The sequence below is a fragment of the Desulfatiglans anilini DSM 4660 genome, from assembly GCF_000422285.1.
GTDB lineage: Bacteria > Desulfobacterota > DSM-4660 > Desulfatiglandales > Desulfatiglandaceae > Desulfatiglans > Desulfatiglans anilini.
Window position 1 is genome coordinate 1 of the sequence record NZ_AULM01000025.1, and the last position, 22,729, is coordinate 22,729.

16 protein-coding genes, 1 tRNA gene and 1 pseudogene are annotated in these 22,729 nt (G+C 60.4%); 4 read left to right on the plus strand and 14 right to left on the minus strand.

Features of this window, described 5'->3' with window-relative positions; genetic code table 11:
• Positions 1-254: pseudogene (locus tag H567_RS29040) on the plus strand (IS1634 family transposase); the annotation flags it as partial.
• 86 nt (positions 255-340) lie between these two features.
• Positions 341-1,519: a TrkH family potassium uptake protein gene (locus H567_RS25235; protein ID WP_337833087.1), complete on the plus strand. Its 1,179-nt coding sequence runs from the start codon at positions 341-343 to the stop codon at positions 1,517-1,519.
• 239 nt (positions 1,520-1,758) lie between these two features.
• On the opposite strand, the gene H567_RS0115110 is transcribed toward H567_RS25235, so the two are convergent.
• From H567_RS0115110 to H567_RS0115130, 5 genes are all read right to left on the minus strand, one after another.
• A tRNA-Met gene (locus H567_RS0115110) sits at positions 1,759-1,835 on the minus strand.
• 94 nt (positions 1,836-1,929) lie between these two features.
• Positions 1,930-3,456, minus strand: coding sequence for an ATP-binding protein (locus H567_RS0115115; protein WP_035254665.1), 1,527 nt, complete (start codon positions 3,454-3,456; stop codon positions 1,930-1,932).
• Positions 3,449-4,054: a hypothetical protein gene (locus H567_RS0115120; protein ID WP_035254667.1), complete on the minus strand. Its 606-nt coding sequence runs from the start codon at positions 4,052-4,054 to the stop codon at positions 3,449-3,451. The genes H567_RS0115115 and H567_RS0115120 overlap by 8 nt, the downstream gene beginning before the upstream one ends.
• 224 nt (positions 4,055-4,278) lie before the next feature.
• Positions 4,279-5,166, minus strand: a complete 888-nt coding sequence (gene xerD / locus H567_RS0115125; RefSeq protein WP_028322047.1) for a site-specific tyrosine recombinase XerD — start codon at positions 5,164-5,166, stop codon at positions 4,279-4,281.
• Between the two features lie 152 nt (positions 5,167-5,318).
• On the minus strand, positions 5,319-6,437 hold the full coding sequence (locus H567_RS0115130) for a M24 family metallopeptidase (RefSeq protein ID WP_028322048.1): 1,119 nt from the start codon (positions 6,435-6,437) through the stop codon (positions 5,319-5,321).
• A gap of 565 nt (positions 6,438-7,002) precedes the next feature.
• On the opposite strand from H567_RS0115130, the gene H567_RS0115135 reads away from it, so the two are divergent.
• Positions 7,003-8,991 (plus strand): ribonuclease catalytic domain-containing protein, encoded by a 1,989-nt coding sequence (locus H567_RS0115135; protein ID WP_028322049.1) that lies wholly within the window; start codon positions 7,003-7,005, stop codon positions 8,989-8,991.
• Positions 8,992-9,014: 23 nt separating this feature from the next.
• On the opposite strand, the gene purB is transcribed toward H567_RS0115135, so the two are convergent.
• Both purB and H567_RS0115145 read right to left on the minus strand, forming a co-directional pair.
• Positions 9,015-10,313, minus strand: coding sequence for an adenylosuccinate lyase (purB, locus tag H567_RS0115140; RefSeq protein ID WP_028322050.1), 1,299 nt, complete (start codon positions 10,311-10,313; stop codon positions 9,015-9,017).
• Positions 10,314-10,358: 45 nt separating this feature from the next.
• Positions 10,359-11,006: an endonuclease III domain-containing protein gene (locus H567_RS0115145; RefSeq protein ID WP_028322051.1), complete on the minus strand. Its 648-nt coding sequence runs from the start codon at positions 11,004-11,006 to the stop codon at positions 10,359-10,361.
• Between the two features lie 337 nt (positions 11,007-11,343).
• Here H567_RS0115145 and fusA point away from each other — a divergent pair, with 337 nt between their 5' ends.
• A complete protein-coding gene (gene fusA, locus H567_RS0115150; protein WP_028322052.1) occupies positions 11,344-13,377 on the plus strand; it encodes an elongation factor G in 2,034 nt (677 codons plus the stop codon).
• A gap of 43 nt (positions 13,378-13,420) precedes the next feature.
• Here fusA and H567_RS0115155 read toward each other — a convergent pair whose 3' ends face one another.
• From H567_RS0115155 to mtgA, 7 genes are all read right to left on the minus strand, one after another.
• Complete coding sequence (locus tag H567_RS0115155) at positions 13,421-14,242, minus strand: enoyl-CoA hydratase/isomerase family protein (RefSeq protein WP_244155488.1); 822 nt, start codon at positions 14,240-14,242, stop codon at positions 13,421-13,423.
• A 212-nt stretch (positions 14,243-14,454) separates the two neighbouring features.
• The gene (locus tag H567_RS0115160; RefSeq protein WP_028322054.1) at positions 14,455-15,297 is read right to left on the minus strand and encodes an amidohydrolase family protein; all 843 of its coding nucleotides are present in this window, start codon (positions 15,295-15,297) and stop codon (positions 14,455-14,457) included.
• Positions 15,294-15,812 carry a peroxiredoxin family protein gene (locus H567_RS25245; RefSeq protein WP_051184965.1) on the minus strand — a complete coding sequence of 173 codons (519 nt, stop codon included), beginning with the start codon at positions 15,810-15,812 and terminating at the stop codon, positions 15,294-15,296. Before H567_RS25245 ends, H567_RS0115160 begins: the two co-directional genes overlap by 4 nt.
• Positions 15,813-16,427: 615 nt before the next feature.
• Positions 16,428-18,863, minus strand: a complete 2,436-nt coding sequence (gene priA / locus H567_RS0115175) for a replication restart helicase PriA (RefSeq protein ID WP_028322055.1) — start codon at positions 18,861-18,863, stop codon at positions 16,428-16,430.
• A 133-nt stretch (positions 18,864-18,996) separates the two neighbouring features.
• On the minus strand, positions 18,997-19,725 hold the full coding sequence (locus tag H567_RS25250) for a lysophospholipid acyltransferase family protein (RefSeq protein ID WP_051184967.1): 729 nt from the start codon (positions 19,723-19,725) through the stop codon (positions 18,997-18,999).
• Positions 19,726-19,773: 48 nt separating this feature from the next.
• Positions 19,774-22,026, minus strand: a complete 2,253-nt coding sequence (locus H567_RS0115185) for a cache domain-containing protein (RefSeq protein ID WP_028322056.1) — start codon at positions 22,024-22,026, stop codon at positions 19,774-19,776.
• Positions 22,023-22,727, minus strand: coding sequence for a monofunctional biosynthetic peptidoglycan transglycosylase (mtgA, locus tag H567_RS25255; protein WP_244155489.1), 705 nt, complete (start codon positions 22,725-22,727; stop codon positions 22,023-22,025). Before mtgA ends, H567_RS0115185 begins: the two co-directional genes overlap by 4 nt.
• Between the last annotated feature and the right edge of the window lie 2 nt (positions 22,728-22,729).

The following is a 22,729-nucleotide window of genomic DNA, read 5'->3' on the forward strand; positions in this document are numbered from 1 at the left end:
TGGCCTACCACATCCTGCACATCATTGAACACAAGCTGCGCCTGTGTGGCGACCATCGTTCATGGCTCACTGTCCGAGATATCCTCTCGACCCACCAACGCCTGACCATCGAGTTCAATGTCAAAGAACAGGATACGGTCCAGCGCAAGCATCTGCGCCTCTGTAGCAGCGCTGAACCCGAACATCAGGAAATCTATCAGCACCTCGGGCTAAAGGAGGTCCCCATGCCGAAAAAAATCGCGACCGTAAAATGAGTAGTGACCATAAAATCGACTAACATACTGAAATATCAGCTTTCGGTAAAAAAAATGGCAAACTTGGGATAGGCATTCTGCCTTACGTGCTCTGGGGAGGGCCCTTCACCTTGACCGATGCCTGGTTCGAGAGCGTCTCCGGATTTACGACGACAGGTTCCACCATCCTTGAAGATATCGAATCCCTGCCCGGCGGTCTGCTCTTCTGGCGCGCCACCACCCATTGGATCGGCGGCATAGGCATCATCGTGTTCACGCTTTCGGTCATTCCTTCCATAGGCCGGGCAGGCATGGTCCTCTACCGGAGCGAAATGTCCAGCCTGGCAGCTGAGTCCTTCCGCTACAGGACGAAAAAGACGCTGCAGATCATCGTCATGACCTATGTCAGTCTCACACTTGCCGAAACCGTCGCACTTTGTTTTTGTGGTCTGACCCTCTTCGATGCCGTGACCCACGCGTTTGCAACCATTGCGACAGGCGGTTTTTCAACCAAGAATCTCAGCGTCGCTGCATTTCAAAATCCAGCGGCGGAGGCAGTGATCCTGCTCTTCATGCTCCTATCCGGGCTTCACTTCGGGCTTCTCTTCGCCGCCTTAAAGGGGCAGCCCTGTGAACTCTGGAGGTCGCCTGTCGCGCGGTACTACCTATCAGCCATGGTCATTGGGGTCGCCCTCGTCACATCGGTGGTGCACGGCACCGTTTTCCCGGGCTGGGGGGAATCACTACGCCATGGGGCCTTTCAATTGATTTCTCTTGGGACCTCCACCGGCTTTGCCACTGCGGACTCCGCCAACTGGCCGGGCTTCGCCCAATTGATCATGGTCTTTTTCACCCTGCAGTGCGCCTGTGCCGGCTCGACTTCCGGAGGAATCAAGACCGACCGCATCCTCATCTTCTGGAAAGGGATCCTCAAGCGCGTAAAACTGACACGTCATCCCCATGCAGTCATCACGACAAAAATAGGCGGAACCACCATAGAAGATGACGTCCTGGAATCCGTCCTCCTCTATATCGGCCTTTACCTGGCGATCGTTTTCCTGTCCACCCTGCTCCTTTCGGCCATGGGTGTAGACGTGCTCTCTGCCTTCTCCGGATCAGCCGCAGCTATGGGTAATGTAGGGCCAGGTTTTGGGACGGTCAGCTCTTTAGGAAATTTTGCCGGCATGCCCCAGGCGGGCAAATGGGTCCTCAGCTTCGCCATGCTGATGGGGCGTCTGGAGATCTTCGGGGTGATCCTTTTTGTCAGCGCATGGTCTAAACGATGAATCCTTCTCCCCCCTTGAACTAATCAAAATCCCATCAGTCTTTCCGAGACCGTGATTTTCAGAGAATGACCTCCTCCCGCCGGAACGTATCGACCTCCTCCCTGCTGCAGACTTCCCCCAGCAGGATCTCGTCGGTGTGCTGCCCCGGACCTGGGTCGGCGCGCGTACAGTACGCTTGCATGGAGCCCGAAAAACAAAAAAAGGGGCTACGGCTTGTGACCGTAACCCCTTGATTTTCCTGGTAGCGGGGGCCGGATTCGAACCAGCGACCTTCGGGTTATGAGCCCGACGAGCTACCTGACTGCTCCACCCCGCGGCAATCCTTAATTTATAACATCACTAATCCTTCCAGTCAAACAAAAAATCCAAAAGGCCCTTGCCGGCGGATTTGGTCGTGCGATGGGGCGCCTTCACGCCCCCGGCAGAAAAATAGAGAAGGTGGTACCCTGACCGGAATGGCTGAACACCGAAATGTCTCCACCATGGGCCTCCACCAGTTTGAAGCAGATGGACAGCCCCAGCCCCAGGCCCTTGTGCCTGGTGGTGTAGAAAGGTTCGAAGATCCTCTCGAGGTCACCTTCCGGAATCCCACGCCCCGTGTCGCTGATCTCTATCCGTGCTCCTCGTCTCTCACGCCGGGCCGAGAGCTTGAGGGTTCCCCCTTCTCCCATGGCCTCCAGACCGTTTCCTACGATATTCAACAAGACCTGCTTCACCTTGTCAGGGTCGCAAAGGATCGTGAGCGGCTCCGCGCCCCCCTCGAGAACGAATCGAAATTTTCCCGGCGGATGCAGGGCGGACATCACTCCTGTGACCTCCTTCAGCAAGCTGTTGATGTCCGTCGGTTTTTTTACCAACCGGTACTGCTTGGTAAAATCCCCCAGGTCTGCGACGAGCCGCTCCAACCGGCCGATCTCTTCAAAGATCAGATCCAGCTTGCGGACCGCCTTTTCGTCGGAGAGCGTCTCGCGGATCTGGCGGGAAAACCCGCCGATGATCATCAAAGGATTCTTGATCTCGTGGGCCACCTGCGCAACCGTCTGCCCGACCGCAGCCAACCGTTCATTCTGAAGAAGCTTTTTCTCCATCTGCCTCTTTTCGGAGATATCGCGGAGGATTGCCGTATAGGTCGGTTCGCTCTCTATCAACTGATAGGAAATCCCCATCTCGACGGGAAAGGATTCGCCTCCTTTTCGAAGGGCCGAGAGGGACAAAGGCCTCCGCAGGTGCTTCGGCCTCTTCGCCGAAAGAAACCGTTTCAGTTCGTGGTAATCTTCCGCCTGCTGCGGGGGAATGAACAGGCCGATTTCTTTTCCGAGCACCTCCCGGCGGCTGTACCCGAAAAGCCGGCAGGCGGCGTCGTTGAAGTGGATGATCCGCTGATCGGCATCAAGGCTGAGGATCGCATCGGTCGCCGTCTCGAGGATGATGCGGAATTTTCTCTGGGATGCCTTGACCCTTCGGACCAACTGGCGGCGTGCGGTTTCATCCCGAGTAATCTGCACAAAATACCGGGAGGCATCGCCCTGGCCGCGCACGGGATAAACGAGGCGGACGATCTCACGCATCCTCTCACGCCGCCTGTCGAACACCCGGTTGACGATCTCGACCCGCTGGTCCGACTTGCGGGCACGCTCCAAATGACAGACATCCGTCCGGCACGCCTGTTCGCTGCAAAACCCCGAAGCGACCTCGTAGCACTTGCGGCCGATCACCTGCTCTTTCGGCAAACGCAAACGTCTCAGGAAGCTCGGATTCGCGTCACGGATCACAAGATCCGCGTCCACCACCATGATCTCTTCCTGAATCCCTTCAAACAAGGTTTTCAGAACCAGATCACTGACCCCGGCGCCCTCCATGTCGGCGGCTTCATCACCGGGAAGGCGCTCCGGCATCTCGGTTGCGGATGAAAAAACTTTATCATTTTCATCACTCATGATGCATCGGCCCCACTCTCGGGCAGTAAAAAACATACCGCCGGCCGAGGATGTCAAACATGGTATCGGTGCCCTCACGAATCCGCTGGTAAAGTTCCTTCATGGTGGCGGCGCGATTCAGGGCCGCCCGATAAACAGATGCATCGTGCAAAACACGGTCGATGGGCAACAGCACTTGATCGAGCGGCCCATACCAATGGAACTGCAGCAGATCCTTCAACTCGAAGACCTTGCGGTACAGATCCCTCAGGATGTCGGTTCGCAGGATGGGGTTCACCTGGTTGATCAGGCAATCCAGAAGGCCGACAAGATAATAGGCCTCCCGCATCCTCCCCTCCTCTCCCCGGAGGCCGCACATCCCCCGGATCGTATATCCCACACCTCCCTTCAGGGTGAAATGGGGCGGCAAATCGCCAACACTGCGGCCCTCCGCGAGATCAGGAAACCCCAGTTCATCCTCCCATCGGTCGGCGACCTCCCGCAGCATCTGGACGAAATGAGACGATTCCCAGTGCGCTTTCCGAAACTCCCACGGCTTGGCGACCAGCGCATTGCGGCGGAGCGGAGCCTTGAGGGGCAATTGTATGAGTTCTCCCATTCCTGTCCTTGTCGGCCCGCTGTGGCCCTCGAACATCCAGGCCCCTGGACGGGCCGCTCGGCCGGCGGCGCCTTGACAGCGTATTGAAACATCCATTGTGCGCAGGCCGTTGAAAACAGCCGGGTGCAAAGCTTTGGAAATTCCGTGGAATGATGCGCCAGGATAAGGGCGCAGCAGTCACGGGATGAGCGCAGCGCAGCTGTCGGACGTTTTTCAACGGTCTGCTAAGGCCGCGGATGATGCTTTTCGTGCACGGCCTTCAGCCGTTCCCGAGTGACATGGGTATAGATCTGGGTGGTCGAGATATCCGCATGCCCCAGCATGATCTGCACCGATCTCAAATCCGCTCCCCCTTCGAGCAGGTGGCTGGCGAAGGAATGACGCAGCACATGGGGAGTGATCTCCTTCTTGATTCCAGCCTGTCGCCCATACTGTTTGATGAGCTTCCAGAAGCCCTGCCGCGACATCCGCCCCCCCCGCATATTGAGGAAGAGATACGGGCTGTTCGGGCCCTTCCGGAGGCTGGGGCGGCCGCCTTGCAGGTAGCCTCGAACAGCCTCGACGGCGCGCACGCCCAAGGGGACGAGCCTTTCCTTGGAGCCCTTGCCCATGGTCCGCAGAAAACCACCCTCGAGGTCCACCAGAAAAGTGCGCAGCTGGATCAACTCTGAGACCCGCAGGCCGGCGGCATAGAGGACCTCGAGCATCGCACGGTCGCGCAGCCCCTTCGGCGAGCGCCCGTCCGGCGCGGCAAGGAGCTTGTCCACTTCGTCAAGGCTCAAGATCTCCGGGAGTTTGCGCCGCATTTTGGGCAGATCCAAGAGCCTTGCCGGATTGCCGGATATCACGCCATGCCGCACCAGATACTTCAGAAAGACCCGGATGGCTGAAACATGGCGGGCGACACTGCGAAAAGAGAGGCCGCGGCCAAGATCGACAAGGTACGCGTTCAGATCATCCTGGGTCAAGCCGCCAAGGTCGAGGCCCCGGCCCCTCAGATACAGGTTGAAACGGCCGAGATCGCGGGCATAAGCCTGAATGGTGTGGTTGGATAGACCCCGCTCGAGCTCCATTTGCATCAGAAACCGGTCAATCCACTGCTCCGCGTCCATACCCGTCACCTTTCGCAGGGGTCCTGATCAAAACTGCCCCAAAAACCGCCTGGTCATCCCTCTTGGATTGCACTCGGTTCCAGGCCGAAAAGATCCTGAATGGCGCCTGACCGGGTCCCTTTCGCCCTCTGCCGTTCAGGGCTCTGCCCCAGCTACCCCCGAAAATCGTAGTAATGCGACTCCGGGGTCAGAATCCTGGCGCCCCCGGCCTCTATCAGCACCATTTCCTCCAGGCGGACACCCCCCTTTCCCGGTAGATAGATCCCCGGTTCGACCGTCACGACCATGCCCTCTTCAAGGGTGACCGGACGCAAGGGGCTGAGCCGGGGGCCCTCGTGGGTGGCCAAACCCACTCCATGGCCCAGGGCATGGCCAAAGAAAGGCCCATAGCCCGCATCGGCGATGATCCGCCGCGCCGCCGCATCGGGAAGATCGCTCCGCACACCCGGCCGGACCTCCTTCAAACCCGCCAGCTGCGCCTCGCGGACGATGGAGTAGACCTTGCGGAATTCCGGCTCGGCCTCGCCGAGAAAAACCGTCCGCGTCATATCCGAGCAATACCCGTTCAGGCGCACGCCCATGTCCAGCACGATCGGTTCGCCCGGCTGCAGCCGCCGGTCGGCAGGGACGGCATGGGGCAACGCGCCGTTCGACCCCGAGGCGACGATCGGCGGGAAAGCGACCCCGTCGGCGCCGGCCTCCGCCGCCATTCCCTCCATCGTCCATGCCACCTTCCGCTCGGTCAGCCCCGGCTTGAGATTTTCGATCAATTCGGTTACGATGGACGCTATCAGTTTGCCGGAAGCTTCCATGGCCGCGATTTCATCTGAATCCTTGACCTCGCGCATGGCCTCGACCAGGCCTCCCAAAGGGGACAGCCCCCCGGATACCTTGCCGTCAAGGGCTTGACTGACCTTATGGTGGAGGCCCCACGTCACCTGGTCCTCTTCGAATCCGAGAAGTCCGGCTCCCATCTCCAGCAGCAGGGACGGGAGAAGGTTGTGAACACCGTTCTTGACCTCGATGATCTCGAAATCGGGCGCTTCGTCCTGCGCCTGCAGGACATATCGGGAGTCGGTCAGGAGCAGGCAGCGGGTCGCGTCGATCAGGAGCGAACCGGAGGATTCGTTGATCTGCGGGTCATCGGCCCTGAAACCCGAGAGGTAACGGCGGTTGTGGGGCTCGGAGATCCAGGCCGCATCGCAAGGGGTCTTTTCACGAAGGCGGCTGCGAAAAATATCCAGGCGTTTTTTGTAAGGGCTGTCAGTCATGGGTGCCTTCAAGGCGCAGGAAGGGTTCGCAGTGGATCTGCACGGTCAAGATTCAAGATAACAAAGAAAAGAGACCAATGCAACGACGGACCTGGAAAGGTCGGAAACCCAAGGCTGAACGTCCTCGTTCCGGACCCGGCGCACGACCTTTGCCCGTATCCGTTTCCGGCCGGCAAAAAAAGACGGACATGCCAGGAATCAGAATTTAACCTTTGAAAGTGCGTCCCAAAGCGAACAAATTAAAGGTTTGAGTGAAACCACCTATCTTGGAAACGATGACACCCTGAGCCAGGACTGAGGCCTTGAAATGCAGGAGTTGAAGATTATTTTGTAAATCCAAGCCTCTGACTCCCATCTGCCCGGAAAGGGGCAGCCAGCAGCATCATTTTCCCCATTTAAGAGCGAGCCTTTTTCCGCATTCGGGAAATCGAGCGTTCGGCTGGAGGCGCCCCTTAAGGCACCCACCAGGCAGAGAGCACCTTGACTCCCGGATCGGCAAAGAAGACCCTTTCCGGATGGGACCGAATCCTAAAACCTTTTCAGCCCTACACGGACTTAACCACTTATGCACGAAGGTCAGATCATCGAATATATCGACCAGGGGAAATTCGTCTGCACGCTGTGTTTACAGGACCGCGGCAGCCGCCTCCATCTCCTGACCGCCTACAACCGCGAAGTCAACCTTTCCCACAAACGGACCCTTCTGGTCTCGAACCGCAGCATCGATCCGTCCCGGCCCCGCGAGGAACTGCTGGATATCCTGAAGCGAACGGAAGAAACCCGCGACAGGCTCAAGCAGGAGATAGACGTCAAATACCTTTGGGAACTGGTCAAAGACGAGGAGGAAAGCTTCAGCCACGGGTATCTGGCGGAGTTGATCTTCGGGGAGGACGTGCGGGACGACCACGTCTCGGCCCTTATGCGCGCCCTCTTCGACGACCACATCTATTTCAAATACAAGGACGGCCGTTTTCTGCCGCAAAGCGAGGAGCGGGTCGAACTGATCATCCGGCAGATGGAGGAGGAGGCGCTGAAGGAAGAGCGCCTTTCCGAGGGCAGTGTCTGGCTGAAGAAAGTCCTTTCAGGGGAACCGGCCGCCCCGCCCGATTGCAGCGGTTTCCTGGTGAATCTTCTCGAGCAGGTGGCGCTTTGGGGTGAGGAGGCGCAGGACCTCAAGTATGCGAAAGAACTGCTCGCCAGGGCCGACATCAGAGACATCCGCCAGGCCCGCAGCATATTGCGGCAAATCGGCATCTGGGAGGAGCACGAAAATCTGGATCTCCTGCGCTCGAGCATCAGGACCGGTTTCAGCGCGGAAGAACTGGCCGCCGCCTCGGAGCTGGCACAGGGGGATTTCGACACCCAAGACCGCGAAGATCTGACCGGCCTCCACACCCTGACCATAGACGGCGCGTCCACTGAGGATTACGACGATGCCCTGAGCCTCGAAAAGGTGGACGGCTTCTACGAGCTGGGCATCCACATCGCCGACGTCGCGGCCATGATCCCCCCGGATACGCTGCTCGATCGGACGGCTGCCGAGAGGGCGTCGTCCCTTTACCTTCCCCGCCGGCAGGTTCCGATGCTGCCTCCCGGCCTCTCACAGGACACCCTGAGCCTCAAAGCGGGATGCGACCGCCCTGCCCTCTCACTGCTCGCGCGGTTCGACGCCGAGGGGAGCCTGGCCGGTTTCACTCTCAAGCCGAGCATCATCCGGGTGAGGGACCAGTTGACCTATGAAAGCGTCAACGCGCAGCTGGAAGGGGACCCCCGCCTGCAGGACCTGCTCCGTCTGAGCCGGCGTTTCCGGGAGGTCCGCCACTCCCAGGGGGCGCTCAACATCTCCCTGCCCGAGGTCGACATCGTCTTCGGCGAGGCAGGAGAGGTCCAGCTCTCGCTCATCGATCAGGACACGCCATCACGCATGATCGTGGCCGAAATCATGATCCTCTACAACTGGCTCACGGCCCGCTTCTGTGTGGAGCACCAGATCCCGACGCTTTTCAGGACCCAGCCGGAGCCGAGCGAGAAGGTTCCCCTGGAAGAGAAAGATTATCTTTTCTACGTCTTTCAGCAGCGCCGCAAACTCGCCCCGCTGCAGATCCAGACCGCGCCCAAGCCGCACTGCGGATTGGGGGTGGACGCCTACATCCAGGCCAGTTCCCCCATCCGAAGGTATCTCGATCTGGTGGTGCAGCGTCAGATCTCGGCATTTCTTCTGGAGCGGGCCTTTCCCTACGACGCCAAAAAGCTGGAAGAAATCCGCCTCTTCACCGATCCGCTGGTCCGGGAGATCGGGAAAATCAAGCGCAACCGCCTCCGCTACTGGATCCTGACCTTCTTCTCGCTCCGCCGCGGGAAAACCTACCGCGCCGTCGTCCTTGACGAACTGAAGAGCAAATACCGCGTCGTCCTGCGGGACACCCAGCTGATCGCCGAGATCAGGAAGGCGGATGGAAAGATCTTCCAAGCGGGCCAGGAGATTCTGGTGACCGTCGGCAAGGCCGACCCCTGGGAGGACATCCTGGAACTCAAAGTGGCCGACAATCAGTGAGCCGGCTGGAGCCTGCCTTGCGCTCAGGGCCTTCCGAACACGCGCTCGAAAATCGTGTCCACATGCTTCAGGTGGTAGTTCAGATCGAAAAGCCCCTCGATCTCCTCCCGTGAAAGGACCTTCAAGATGTCCGGGTCCTCGAGCAGCAGCGATTTGAAATCCTGACCCGTTTCCCAGACCTTCATCGCGTTGCGCTGCACGAGGACATAGGCGGCCTGCCTTTCAAGACCCCTTTCGGCCAACTCGACAAGGACCTGCTGCGAAAAGATGAGCCCTCTCGTCTTGTGCAGATTCTCGAGCATCCGATCCGGATGAACCACCAGCCTGTCGAGGATACCCTTCAGGCGATGGAGCATGTAGTCGATCAGGATCGTGCTGTCCGGGCCGATGACCCGTTCGACGGAGGAATGGCTGATGTCCCTTTCATGCCAAAGCGCCATGCTCTCCAGGGCCGCCAGGGCGTTGGTCCGCACCAGGCGCGCCAAACCGGAGATGTTTTCACAACCGATCGGATTCTTCTTATGGGGCATCGCCGAGGAGCCCTTCTGCCCCTTCGCGAACGGCTCCTCGGCCTCCAGCACCTCGGTCCGCTGAAGGTGGCGGATCTCCACCGCGATCTTCTCGAGCGTCCCGGCCAAAACCGCGAGCGCCGTAAAGTACTGGGCATGCCGGTCCCGCTGGACGATCTGGGTGGAGACCTCGGCCGGCTCGAGGCCGAGCAGTCGACAGGCCCTGGCCTCGACGGACGGCGAAACGTTGGCGAAGGTTCCCACCGCCCCGGAGAACTTCCCGCAGGAAATCACCTTGCGGGCCTGTTCCAGGCGCAGCCGGTTCCGCCGCATCTCCGTGTACCACACACAGAGCTTCAGCCCGAAGGTGATCGGCTCGGCGTGAACCCCGTGGGAGCGCCCGATCATGACGGTCTGCTTATGCTCGCGGGCCCGCCGCTCGATGACCACAGCCAGTTCGTCGACCCCGGCAAGGATGCGATCCATGGCCTCGCGCAGGAGCAGGGCCAGGCTGGTGTCGAGGACATCCGACGAAGTCAGGCCCAGATGGATGAAGCGTGAATCAGGCCCGACGTGCTCGGCCACGTTCGTCAAGAAGGCGATCACGTCGTGCCGGGTCTCCTCTTCGATCTCGAGGATGCGCTGCACGGAGAACCCCGCCTTGCGGCGGATGGTTTCGAGGGCCTCACGCGGGACGATCCCCTCGTCGCTCATGGCCTCACAGGCGGCCAGCTCGACATCCAGCCACTTCGCGTAACGATTCTCGTCCTCCCAGATGCGCCCCATCTCAGGGCGGGTATACCGGCTGATCATGGTGTCGTTCCTCCCCTGTCCAAATTTTCCTTCATGCGGGTTTCATCAATCATCGGCGGGCCAGCCATCCAGCGGACACGCGGCGCAGTTCGGCCGTTTGCCGCAGCTGGTCTTGGCCGTCCGCACGATGAGGGCATGAAACTCATTGTAAAGTGCGGCATCCTGCGGCAGATGGTCCATGAAGCAGGACTGCGTCTCGTCATAGGTCGCCTCCTCGGAAATCAGCCCGTGCCTCCCAAGGATCCGGTGCGTGTAGGCATCCACCACGAAAACAGGCCGTCCGGCCGCGTAAAGCAGGATGCTGTCTGCGGTTTCAGGTCCGACCCCCTTGATGCCCAGCAGCGCCTCCCGAAGCGCCGGGGTCTCCTCGCCGAAAAGCACATCCAGGTCGCCCGCGGCGCGCTGCACGATGAACTCCGCAAGGTTCTTCAGCCGCCGCGCCTTGATATTGTAGTAACCTGCGGGCCGGATCACCTGCGCCAGTTCCTCGAAAGGGACCCGGCAGAGCGCCCCCGCGTCGATCAGCCTCCTCGACTTCAACCCCTCGATGGCCTTTTCGACATTCCGCCAACTCGTGTTCTGCGTCAACACGGCCCCGACCATCATCTCCAGGGGCCCCTCAGCGGGCCACCAGTGCTGAGGCCCGAAGGATTCGGACATCTTCTCGTACATCCGCATCAGGATCGCTTCCATATCCAAATTCCCCGAACCTCCTCGGAGCATTGCTTTCTGGTCAAGCGACTCCAGCCGCCGCGGCCGGCGTCCCCAAAAACGCTGCATCTCAGAAAGCCTGGAAAAATTCTCCTTAAAACGCGTTGGGCCCGCTGGCCGGCCAATCCGGAGCCGCTCGCCAGCATCTTGACAGTCGGGTGAAGATACCGTATTTTAAATGGTTATGTCAACGTCGCCAGGGGACGCCTTTTCCGGCATGCCCCTTACAGCTCACAGGCTTGTAAACACAGCGCCCGGCCATGACGGCCCTTTTTTACGCGAACCCTCGTAAACGTTTTTGCACACAGGATCCGAATTCATGCCGATCGCCCAGCATCTGAACACCACACGCAACATCGGGATCATCGCCCACATCGACGCCGGCAAAACGACCGTGACCGAACGGGTGCTTTTCTACACAGGCCGCCTCCACAAGATGGGGGAGGTCCACGACGGCGAAGCCACCATGGACTGGATGCTCGAGGAGAGGGAGCGCGGCATCACCATCACCTCCGCGGTCACCTCCTGTCTCTGGCACAGCCACACCATCAATGTCATCGACACCCCCGGCCACGTGGATTTTACGGTCGAAGTCGAGCGGGCCCTCCGGGTGCTCGACGGCGCCATCGGCGTATTCTGCGCCGTCGGCGGCGTGGAGCCGCAGTCCGAGACCGTCTGGCATCAGGCCGACCGCTACAAGGTCCCGAAGATCGCCTTCGTGAACAAGATGGACCGGGTCGGAGCCGACTTCAACCGCGTCGTCCGCATGGTTCGAGAGCGGTTGGGCGCCGCCCCGCTCGTGCTGCAAATGCCCTGGGGTGCAGAAGACCGCTTTCGGGGCATCATCGACCTGGTGCGGATGAAATCTGTCATTTGGGAGAACGAAGGCCTCGGAGCGCAATACATTGAAGGCCCCATCCCGCCGGAGCTCGAGGAGGAGGCGCGGGCTCGGCATGAAGAACTGCTGGAGACGCTGGCGGACAAAGACGACGCCGTCATGGAAAAGTACCTGGCCGAGGAGGAGATCCCCGAGGCCGACCTCAAGCAGGCCATCCGCAAGGCTACGATCCAGTTGCAGCTCGTCCCCGTTTTCTGCGGCGCGGCCCTGCGAAACAAAGGCATTCAGCTTCTGCTCGACGGCATCGTCGATTTTCTGCCCTCCCCGCTCGACATCCCGCCGGTCGAAGGCATCGTCCCGGCCACCGGGGAGACTATTCAGTGCCCGCCCAAAGCGAAGGCGCCTGTGTGCGCTCTGCTCTTCAAGGTCATGATGGACCAGGGCCGCAAGATGAGCTACCTTCGGATCTATTCGGGGACGCTCTCGGCAGGCGACACGGTTTTCAACTCGACCCGGAACACCCGTGAAAAGGTCGCCCGCCTGCTCCGGATGCATGCCAACAAGCGCGAGCGGATCGACAGCGCGTCGGCCGGGGACATCGTCGCTGCAATGGGACTCAAGCTGTCGACCACCGGCGACACCCTCTGCGGCGAAAACCACCCTGTGCTGCTCGAATCCATCCGCTTCAACACCCCGGTCATCAGCATCGCCATCGAGCCCAAGAGGGTCCAGGATCAGGACCGGGTGATGGACGGCCTCGCCAAACTGGCCGACGAAGACCCCACGTTCCGCTACCATGTCGATGAAGAAACAGGCCAGACGATCGTCTCGGGCATGGGCGAGCTGCACCTCGAGATCATCCTCGGAAGGCTCAAACGGGAGTTCCTGGCCGAGACGAACCAGGGCAAGCCGCAGGTGGTGTACCGGGAGACCATCACCGAGACCCTCACCCACCGGGAGGTCTTCCACCGCGAACTGGCCGGCCAGGCGTATTACGCGGGCGTCACCCTCGAGATCTCGCCGCTGCCCCGCGGGACCGGGAACCGCTTCGTGGACCGGTGCGATCACCCGGGCTTGACCGACGTCTTCCTGGAGGCGATCCGGCAGGGCGTCGCCGAGGCAGAGGAAAGCGGGGTTCTGATGGGTTATCCGGTCATCGATGTGCAGACGGCAGTCCTCGAAATCGAAATCAAGGAAAACGTCTCGGATGCCATGGCCTTCAAGGTCGCCGCGTCCATGGCCTTCCGTAACGCCTGCAGCCAGGCGGGCCCGCTCAAGCTCGAGCCGATCATGAAGGTGGAAATCCTTGTGCCGGATGAATTTGTGGGAGAGGTCATCAGCGATCTGAACACCCGTCAGGGAAGGATCGAACAGATTCTGAGCGAGGGGGCCGTCCAGGTGTTGACCGCACGCGCACCTCTTTCGAGGATGTTCGGCTATTCAACGGCCTTACGGTCGGTGTCGCAGGGGCGGGCCAACTTCACCATGCAGTTCAGCCACTACGACAAGGCCTGACCAGCCAAGCCGACCGGAGGGGAAAAGCAGGGCCCCTTGCGGGCTAGACCGGCTGAAAACGGGGTTTGCGCTTTTCCAGAAAGGCCCCTACGCCTTCATGACCGTTCGGATGGTCTCCGCATCGGGCAAGCATTTCGCGTTCACGCTCCAGCTGAAGCTCGAAAGGGTTGCCGAAAGACTCGAGCAGAAGCTGCTTCGACGCTGCAAACGAACTCGAAGAACGGGACAGGATATCCTCCATGACCTCCAGCGCACGGGCGACGCTTCGCCCCTGCTCCACGACCTCGGTGACCAGCCCCCATTCCAGGGCCTTGGCGGCATCGATCGGCGCATCGAACGTGACGACCTCCATGGCCCTCGCCAGGCCCACGATGCGTGGCAGGGTGAAGGTCCCGCCGCCGTCCAGACTCAGGCCGTTGCTCGTGTAGGCCTGCCGCAGCACCGCGGATCGGTCCATGATACGGAAATCGCAGGCCAGCGCGAGCGAGAACCCGCCGCCTGCAGCCAGTCCGTTCAGTGCGGCGATCACGGGTTTGGGCATCCGCCGCATCTCGAGGATCGCCTGGTGAAAGCGGGCCGCCAGTTCGTGGAAGGCGGCGCCGTACCGTCCATTGTACCCGGCGATCCAACGCAGGTCCCCTCCGGCGCAGAAGGCCTTTCCATGACCGGTGACGATGAGCCCGCGGACGTCTTCCCTGCCGGCCAGTGCGACCAGTTCGTCTGCGAGGCGTTGAACCATGGGCAGGTCGAAGGCGTTATAGGCCTTCGGGCGGTTCAACTCCAGAATACCGACGCCGTTTTGCACCTCCAGCATCACATCAGCCGCTGATGTCCCCATAGATTCGGAATGTGCGTCTTCATTCACGATTCCCGTCTCCTTCCTCAAACATAGACTCGTTTCCATCCGGAAATGGTCATTTTTGCCAATCTCGGCGTTAATCTGGACGTTTGCTTGTGCGGCGACCTACAGGTCGCCTCAGCACAAACGCTTGATTTCCTTGATATTGGCGAAAAATCCTCATTTCCGGACTGGAAACTGGGTTGTACCGGGAAATCATTTCCGGATGGGGAGTAGCCTCATACCGCAGAAGCGAGCACATCCGCGGCATTCCCTCCGGTAATCCGCTGCAGGGCCTCATCCGAAAGCCCGGCCGCCTTCATCTCCGCCAGATATCGGGGTGGTTTCAGCAGGGGGTAATCGCTGCCGAGCAGGATCCGATCGTAGCCGATGATCTCCCCGGCGATCCGGTAGATGGCCGGCTCATACAGATAAGGCGAGGCCGCCGTGTCGAACCAGACGTTGGCCAACCGCTCCCGGACCTCCTTTTTCATGAGGGCGTAGAAAAAGATCCCCCCGCCCCAGTGCGCCAGAACGATTCGGTTTTCCGGATAGGCCGCGAGGAAGGCATAAACCTCCGCCAGGGTCATCGGCGCCTTTCCGGGATAGGAGTGGCCGACAGGCTCGTTGACGTGCATAAGCAGCGGGGCGTCGTGTACACGGCAGATCTCCATAACCTCCGACAAACCGTGGGTCACCGCCCTGGTCAGACCTCCTCCGTAGACGGCCAGTTCGCCGATCCCCCTCAGCCCGGCGGCAAGACACCTCTCCGCCTCGCGGGCCGCCCCCGGGGCCGTCGGAGAAAAGCAAGCGAAGCCGATCAAACGGTCTGGATAACGCTCTACGGCCTCCATGATGTAATCATTGTGGGCCTTGTAAAACGCTTCCCTTTCCCAGGGAAATCCGAAGACCACCGATTTCCGGATCCCTCCTTCATCCATGGCCTGGATGATCTCTTCGGCCCCGACCAGCCTGGCGTTCGGTGATGCGTAAAGGGTTCGAAATCCATCCTCGCCTTCGAAAAGCGGGGTCCGGTCCCGCGCGAACTCCGGAGGAAACAGATGTGTATGGAAATCGATCATGGTTCCAGCAGCGGTTTGAGCGCCCTCCGCAGGGCCTCGGGGTTGTAGCCGACCACCTTGTCCCGGATCCTGCCGTTCCGGTCGATGACGAACATCGTCGGGATCGCCGGGTTGTCTTCCGTGAAATAGGCCTCGATCACCCGGTCGTTGTAGCGGACGATCGGGTAGTTGATCTTGTGTTTTTCGCTGAAAGCCTTGAGATAGGCGTCCTTGAACTGGCGCTTGTCGTCCACGGAAACGCCCAGGATCACCAGACCGTCCTCCTGGTGGTCCCGCTGCAACTTCACGAGTTCAGGGATCGAAATACGGCACGGAGGGCACCAGGTCGCCCAAAAATCCAGGAGCACGATCTTGCCGCGGTACTGCTCCAGAGTCACCTCTTTTCCATTTAGATCCGGCAGAGAAAAAGAGGGCGCCGCGATATCCGCCCCGGCTTCGGATTGAAACGGAACACCGAGCAGGCAAAGCACCAGTATACCCAGCAGCACCCTGAACGTTTCGACCTTTTTCAACATGAATCCCCCTTTTTAACGGGCCTGATCCTGGCCCCCAGTCTGTTTCGGTCATTTGCCATGCCAGGCGGCCTTCGGGGACACCCGCCAGACACATGAAGCATCGCTCAATCGCGTTATTTTAGGCATCCCGCTTCCATAAAGCAACCTTTCAAGAACATCTCGAAGGGCTCGCGGCCCTGCCTCAACCGCGCCGAAAGCGTCCCCGGCCTTTGCCTCCCTTGGAGAGAATTTCCCCATCATATAAAGCTTGATCCGCCCAAAAGGTTTCAGACCCGGAAATCAACCCCTCTCATGCCTTCCAAAAAATCCCCGGACCAGACAGCCCATGCAAAGGTCTCTTCCTCCCGGAAAATCTCCGTACCAGTCAGCCAACGCAAACGCCCCTTCCTCCCGGAAAATCTCCGTACCAGAAATGAGGATTTTTTGCCGAGATCAAGGAAATCAAGCGTTTGCGCGGAGGCGACCTATAGGTCGCCGCACAAGCAAACGTGCAGATTGACGCAGAGATCGACAAAAAAGACCATTTCTGGTGCGGAGGCGACCTATAGGTCGCAGACAAGCAAACGTGCAGATTGACGCAGAGATCGGCAAAAAAACCCATTTCTGGCGCGCAAGTTAGAGCATTTGATAGGGGTCGACATCCACGGCCACCTGCACCCCGGCCGGCGGCGTCCTCACCGCTTCGCCCATGCTTTCGAGCAGATGCTTCAAGGCTGCGATCTTACGGCCCTTCAGAAGAATCTGCCAGCGGTAGCGGTCCTTGATGCGCGCTATGGGGGCCTCCACCGGTCCCATCACCTGAACGGCCTCTTTCCGCCCCGCGATCCCGCTCAGCATACGCCGGAAACCCGCTCCCAACTCCTCCGCGCAGGCCAACGTTTTCGCCCGGTCCTTGCCTTGCACCCGGATGCAGACCAGGTGGGCGAAAGGCGGGTAGCCAAGCCCGGACCTCAGCGCGGCCTCACGCTCGAAGAAGCCTTTGAAATCATGGGCCATCGCCGCCTGCAAGGCATAGTGGCCGACATTGAAGGCCTGGATGATGACCTTCCCCGGCCGGTCCCCGCGACCCGCCCGCCCGGCCACCTGGCTCAGGACCTGGAACGTGCGCTCGGCCGCCCGGAAATCCGGAAAGTTCAGGAGGAGGTCCGCCGCGATCACGCCGACCAGCGTCACCCGAGGGAAATCGTAGCCTTTTGTCACCATCTGGGTGCCGACCAGGATGTCAATGGCCTGTTCTTTGAACTGCTTGAGAATCTCGAAGGACACCCCCTTCGCCCGGGTGTTGTCGGTGTCCATGCGCGCCACCCGGGCCGAAGGGAAGAGACTCCGCAGCTCGAGTTCGAGTTTCTGGGTGCCGAACCCGTAAGTTTTGATCGCCTCGCGGCCGCATTCCGGACACGCTTGCGGAACGGGCCCCTTAAAGCCGCAATAATGGCAACGAAGTTCACGCCCGCCCAGATGGTGGGTCAAGGCCACGTCGCAGTGCGGGCAATGAAGGGAGCGCCCGCAGGCGCTGCAGACATGCAGCCGGTGAAACCCCCGCCGATTGAGAAAGAGGATCGCCTGGGACTCCTCCTCCAGGGTCGCCTTCAGCGCCTCCCGGAGCTCTCGGCTGAGCATGGCGCCGGCGGGATCGGAGGCCGAACTCCGCGTCATATCCACCATCTCGACTCTGGGCAAGGCCCTTTTTTCCACGCGTTCCGGCATCGAGAGCATCCGGTAGCGGCCCCCGCAGGCATTGCGGAAAGACTGCACCGAGGGCGTCCCAGACCCCATGAGCACGGTCGCCTGCTCCATCTTTGCGCGCATGACGGCGGTGTCCCGGGCCTGGTAACGGACCCGATCGTCCTGTTTGTAGGCGGCATCATGCTCCTCATCGACGATGATCAGACCGAGGCGCGGCACAGGCGCAAAAAGGGCCGAGCGGGCGCCGATCACCAGATCCACCTCCCCCGCCGACATCTGCAGCCACGCGTCGAAACGCTCCCCCCTGCTGAGCCCGCTGTGGTAAACCGCGACGCGATCGCCAAGCCGCAGTCTGAAAACACCCTCCAGATAGGCCGCCAGCGCTATCTCCGGAACCATGACGATCACCTGCCGGCCGAGACTAATCGCCTTTTCCGCCGCACGGACGTAGACCTCGGTCTTCCCGCTGCCGGTCACACCGTAGAGGAGCGCGGGGGCGAACACACCCGATTCGATGCTCGCTTCCAACCATGCCAGCACCGCTTTCTGGTCCTCGTTCAGCGCAAAGGGCCCCGCCGGCACCAGTGCGGTCCCGCCGCCGGGACTTCGAAAAACCGGGGCGGTAAAGGTCTCGAGCACCCCTTTCCGAACCCACTTTCGAACGAGGTAGTCTCCGTTGGGAAAAAGCGCACAGATCCGGCTGAGCGCGGCATCGCCCCGGTCCAGGAAGATCCGCAGGAACTCCTGCTCGTTCGCGGCGCGCGCGCTGCGGGCGCACACGGCAGCTGCGGCCTCCAGACCGGCATGATCCTTCACGCAAACAAAACGCTGCAAGAGCCGGCGCGCGCGCCCGGACCTCCGCCCCGTCCCCAGGCTCACCCAGCCTTTTCGCACCAGGGGATCGACCTGCTTGGCAGACCAGGGCAGTTTCGCGCCCGGATTTCCGCCGATCCACCCCAAGGTCTCTCGTGCGGGGTCTTCAAGCGGCAGACGCTTCAAAGCGCGCTCGCCCTCTTTGGTCAACACGGCGCATCGAAATGGGTTTACGTTGAGGCCGGCCGGCAGCACGCTCTCGATGACCTGTCCGGGCGGATGAACATAGTAGTCCGCCATCCACTCGAACAGGGGCACCATTGCGGAACCGAACAGGGGGGGATCGTCGAAGATCCGCTGGATCTCTTTGAGCTCCATGCCCGATTCGTTCCCGTCCTCGGACAGGATGAACCCGGTCACCGTACGGTTCCCGAAAGGGACCAGGACGCGGCGCCCCACCTCGGCCCGGGCGTCCGACGACGGGGGCACGCGGTACGTGTATATCCCCCACACGGGGGCGCACACGGCGATCTTGACGCATCGAGCGGCCATTGGTGATCTCTCAAGGCCTCGAAAAAGAAAAAAGACCGACTCAGACCGGGTGGTTCGAGGCGGTCGGGGGAATACGCTGCAGATCTGACGTTGACGTGCGCGACAGCTGACTTGAAGCCGCCGCTTCAACAATTCACGATGGGTGCCCGGCAGATTCCCTGTGCGGGGAAATCAATTTGTCGATGGCCAGCCACACGTCCATTTCCAGTTTTTGAATATCGCGCTTGCCGTAATCCGCCAGGGAAATAGGGGCTCCGATCCTCATCTCGATTGTTCCCCGATTCACGCGGAGGCTGCCTTTGGGAACGATCGCGTGGCTGCCGCTGATGCCGATCGGAACGATGTCGCATCCTGATTTGACCGCCAGATTGAACCCGCCGCGCTTGAACCCCTGGAGGCTCCCGTCGATGCTTCGCGTCCCTTCAGGGAAGATCAGCACCGACGCGCCATCGCGGATGCGCTGTGCAGCCTTGTTCATGCTTTCGACGGCCTTGCGCGGGTCGTCCCGGACAATGCCGATATACCCTGCCCGGCGCACAGCGAACCCGAAGAGCGGAATACGCATCAACTCCTGCTTCATGATGAACTTGAAGTTGACCGGGAGGTATGCCAGAAGGGCGAAGATGTCGAAAAAGCTCTGATGGTTGCTCATGTAGATGCGCGGCTTCGAGCCGTCCACGCCCTCAGCCCCTACCACGCGCACCTTGACGCCGCAGCCCCAGAGGATGCTTTTCCCCCAGGGGCGCGCCACCCAGGCATGGATCGTGTCCCCGGTGCGATCGAAGATCGCGAGAATGGCAGTCCACAGACAGAACAAAATCGTATCGATGGCAATATAGGCATTCAACAGGATGAATCGCATAAACCTCCCCTCTCAGGGCCGGCGCTTAAAAACCGATTCCGACAACCCTCAATTCGCCGAACGTACCTGTCGGCCTTTGCCCCCCCGCGGTTTCGGCAGAACCACCGGCAATTCTATCCGCAACAGGATGCGCCCTTCGACCTCGCGCTGAACGGTGACCTTGCCCCCGTGCCGGTGTATGATGACCTTCGCCAGAGGCAGGTCCTTGATATCCGACCCGGTCTTTCCCGTTATGCGCGGGAAGAAGAACTGCTCCAGATCCTCATCCCCGAGGCCCTCCGCGCGGTGGCTGATCTTCACCACGCAGGTGCCGTTCCGCTTTTCGGTGGTGACGAGCAGCGAATCGTTGCGCGGCGAGGAGACTACTGCATGCTTCAGCAGGCACTCGAAGGCCCGGTGGAGCAGATCGGAATCCCCATCGATCGCATCCAGCGCCGGATCGAAGATCGTCTCTAAATGAATTTGCCTCACCTGGATCGATTCTTCCAGCCCGTCGAGGCAGTGCTGCAGGCTTTTGTTCAGGTCTACGCGGGAGACCGTCAAGGTAAACGGCTCGATGGATGAAAGGATGATCTGGAGGATGTCCTCCAGGCGGGCGACCTCCTCTACGATGATCTGGGCGAACTTGTAGTGGGGGTCATCCTGAGACATGGCGTTGCAGAGGCGCCGGGCGAACCCCCCCGCAATGGCCAGCGGATTGCGGATCTCGTGGGCGAAACGGGCCGAAATCTCACCGAGCACACGGATCTCTTCCGTCTGCAGGGTCCGCTCCTGCAGGAGCTTCAGCTCGGTGATATCGACCATCGTGCCGTCCACCCACTTGACATTGCCGTGCTCGTCCAGGGCCGGGATGGCGTGATCGATAAAAATGAGTTCTTCACCTTTTCTGGATTTGATGATCCGCTCGACGCGCAGCTCCGCCCCGTTCTCCCAGCAGTGCCGGACCATGTCGTCTTCCGGCCCGCCGGTGTATCCGCAGACTTTCTCCCACCAGAAGCGCTTGTTGCCGACCGCCTCCTCGATGGAATACCCCAGCTTTTCTGTAAAGTAGGGGTTCAGGAACTCGGTCGTCCCGTCATCGAGCAGACGATAGACGATCAAGGGGATGTTCTCCACCAGCGTGCGGTATTTCTCCTCGGAGGAGACCAGGTCGGCGGTGCGTTCCTGCACCTTGCGCTCGAGCGTGCGGGCGTAGTTGGCGATCTCGCGCCGCCGCGCCTGGAGCGAATCGAGCATGGTGTTCAGGGAGATCGTGAGCCTGCCCATCTCGTCGGCGGGCCTGATCTTGAGGCGTTTCTCCCGTCTGCCCCGGGCGATCTCGTCGGCGTCGTGGACGATCTCGACGATCGGCCGGACGAAGAGATAGGCCACCAGCCACGTCAGGGCGAACGAGAGGATGATGCCGACGCCCCCGACCAGAAACATCAGGTTGCGTGTCTTCTCGAGGCGCCGCATAATGGCGGAGCGGTCGACCTCGATCTGCACCAGGGCCACCATCTCACCGTAAAAATCACTGACAGTCCCGAGAAGCACCGACCTGTCGGGCGCGCCGGCGGGGGAAATCAGCATCCGGGGCCACCCCGAGGACAAATCCCCATTCAGGGGGAACGGGTCATAGAATGCGTACCCCTTGACCGTGGTCGCCAAAAGGATGTAGTTGTCCTCCCCGCGCTTTTCATAAACCGTGAGATCGGTTTGCCACTGGCCCTTCAGCTGTTCGAGAAACGGGGCGTCGAAAGGGAATCCGATTTCCACGGTCCCGGCCAGCTCGCCGGCATAGTAAACCGGCGCCACGCCCCGGATCCCGAGCCCGGTCAGGCCCCACTCCAGCCCGGAGACAGCCTTGCCCGATTTCATGGCATCGATGACCTCACGCCGGTAGGAGATCATCTCCCCGGACTCCTCCGGCATGTGCAGCCGCAGAAAGGATTTTGCGGGCGGGATATGAAAGTGGAACTGCCCGATGCCGAAGTTCTTGCGAAGTTCATCGTAAAGGGGGACGAAGGAGCGGTAGAGCCCCTCCCGGTCCCTGAGGGCCAAAGCGGCCTCGGCTATGGGGTTGACAGCGACCATCGTGGCAAGGGAAAGCGCCTGCGTCTCACGGTGATCGATGACCGTCAGGAAGATCTGATAGACCCTCGCCAGCTCTTTCAACTCCTCGTTCTTGATCAGCTTCTCTTGAGACCTGAGCCCGATGTAGACCAGCACGGTCGTGCCGATGAAAGAAAGGATGAGAAAGGGAAGCAATAGCTTCCATTTCAGGCTCATCCTCAGTATCCAGTCGGTAATCTGCGAGATCATCGTCCATTCACCAGCGGCATCAATGCCATGTCTTTTCGGATGCGCTCGATGCGCCGAACGACATCATGGTTCGGCTTGACGGGAGACCATCGGTGCGGGTTGGGCAGAACAGCTGCCATCGCTGCGGCCTGGGAAGGCGTCAGGCCGGCGGCTGATTGGTTGAAATATCCCCTGGCTGCGCTCTCCGCTCCAATATACCCCCGGCCCCAGTCGACCATATTGAGGTAAACCTCCAGAATTCTCTCCTTGCTCCAGAGGGCCTCCATCACAACCGTGTAGTAGGCCTCCAGAAATTTCCTGAGCCAGCTTCGTTCGGGCCAGAGAAACACCGTCCTGGCAGCCTGCATGGATATCGTGCTGGCGCCCCTGATTCCCCGGTCCGCGGCCATGTCCTTCAACACGATCGAAAGCTCCCTCCAATCGAAGCCGCGGTGCATCAGAAAACGCTGATCCTCCCCTGCCAGGACGGCGCGTCGCAGATGCGGGGATATCTCATCGAGGGGCACCCAGCCCGCCTGCCTCCACCGCTTGAGGACGACACCGCTGTGCTTGAAATAGTCCCACAGCATGATCGAATTGAACGGCGGATTGACGAATCGAAAGGCCGCCACCTGCAAGACCGTAAACAGGAAAAACCCGCAAAGGCCTATCAGAGCCCATTTGAGAGGCTTCCTCAGAACGCTTTTCTTCCTCCGAGGCAACC

Coding starts and splice junctions, on each gene's coding strand:
- H567_RS25245 (WP_051184965.1), bottom strand. CDS start 15,812: ATGTTGAAAAAGGTCGAAACGTTCAGGGTGCTGCTGGGTATACTGGTG.
- H567_RS25250 (WP_051184967.1), bottom strand. CDS start 19,725: ATGCGATTCATCCTGTTGAATGCCTATATTGCCATCGATACGATTTTG.
- H567_RS0115185 (WP_028322056.1), bottom strand. CDS start 22,026: ATGATCTCGCAGATTACCGACTGGATACTGAGGATGAGCCTGAAATGG.
- H567_RS0115145 (WP_028322051.1), bottom strand. CDS start 11,006: ATGGAAGCGATCCTGATGCGGATGTACGAGAAGATGTCCGAATCCTTC.
- xerD (WP_028322047.1), bottom strand. CDS start 5,166: ATGGACGCGGAGCAGTGGATTGACCGGTTTCTGATGCAAATGGAGCTC.
- H567_RS0115160 (WP_028322054.1), bottom strand. CDS start 15,297: ATGATCGATTTCCATACACATCTGTTTCCTCCGGAGTTCGCGCGGGAC.
- fusA (WP_028322052.1), top strand. CDS start 11,344: ATGCCGATCGCCCAGCATCTGAACACCACACGCAACATCGGGATCATC.
- H567_RS0115120 (WP_035254667.1), bottom strand. CDS start 4,054: ATGGGAGAACTCATACAATTGCCCCTCAAGGCTCCGCTCCGCCGCAAT.
- H567_RS0115115 (WP_035254665.1), bottom strand. CDS start 3,456: ATGAGTGATGAAAATGATAAAGTTTTTTCATCCGCAACCGAGATGCCG.
- purB (WP_028322050.1), bottom strand. CDS start 10,313: ATGATCAGCCGGTATACCCGCCCTGAGATGGGGCGCATCTGGGAGGAC.
- H567_RS0115130 (WP_028322048.1), bottom strand. CDS start 6,437: ATGACTGACAGCCCTTACAAAAAACGCCTGGATATTTTTCGCAGCCGC.
- H567_RS0115135 (WP_028322049.1), top strand. CDS start 7,003: ATGCACGAAGGTCAGATCATCGAATATATCGACCAGGGGAAATTCGTC.
- priA (WP_028322055.1), bottom strand. CDS start 18,863: ATGGCCGCTCGATGCGTCAAGATCGCCGTGTGCGCCCCCGTGTGGGGG.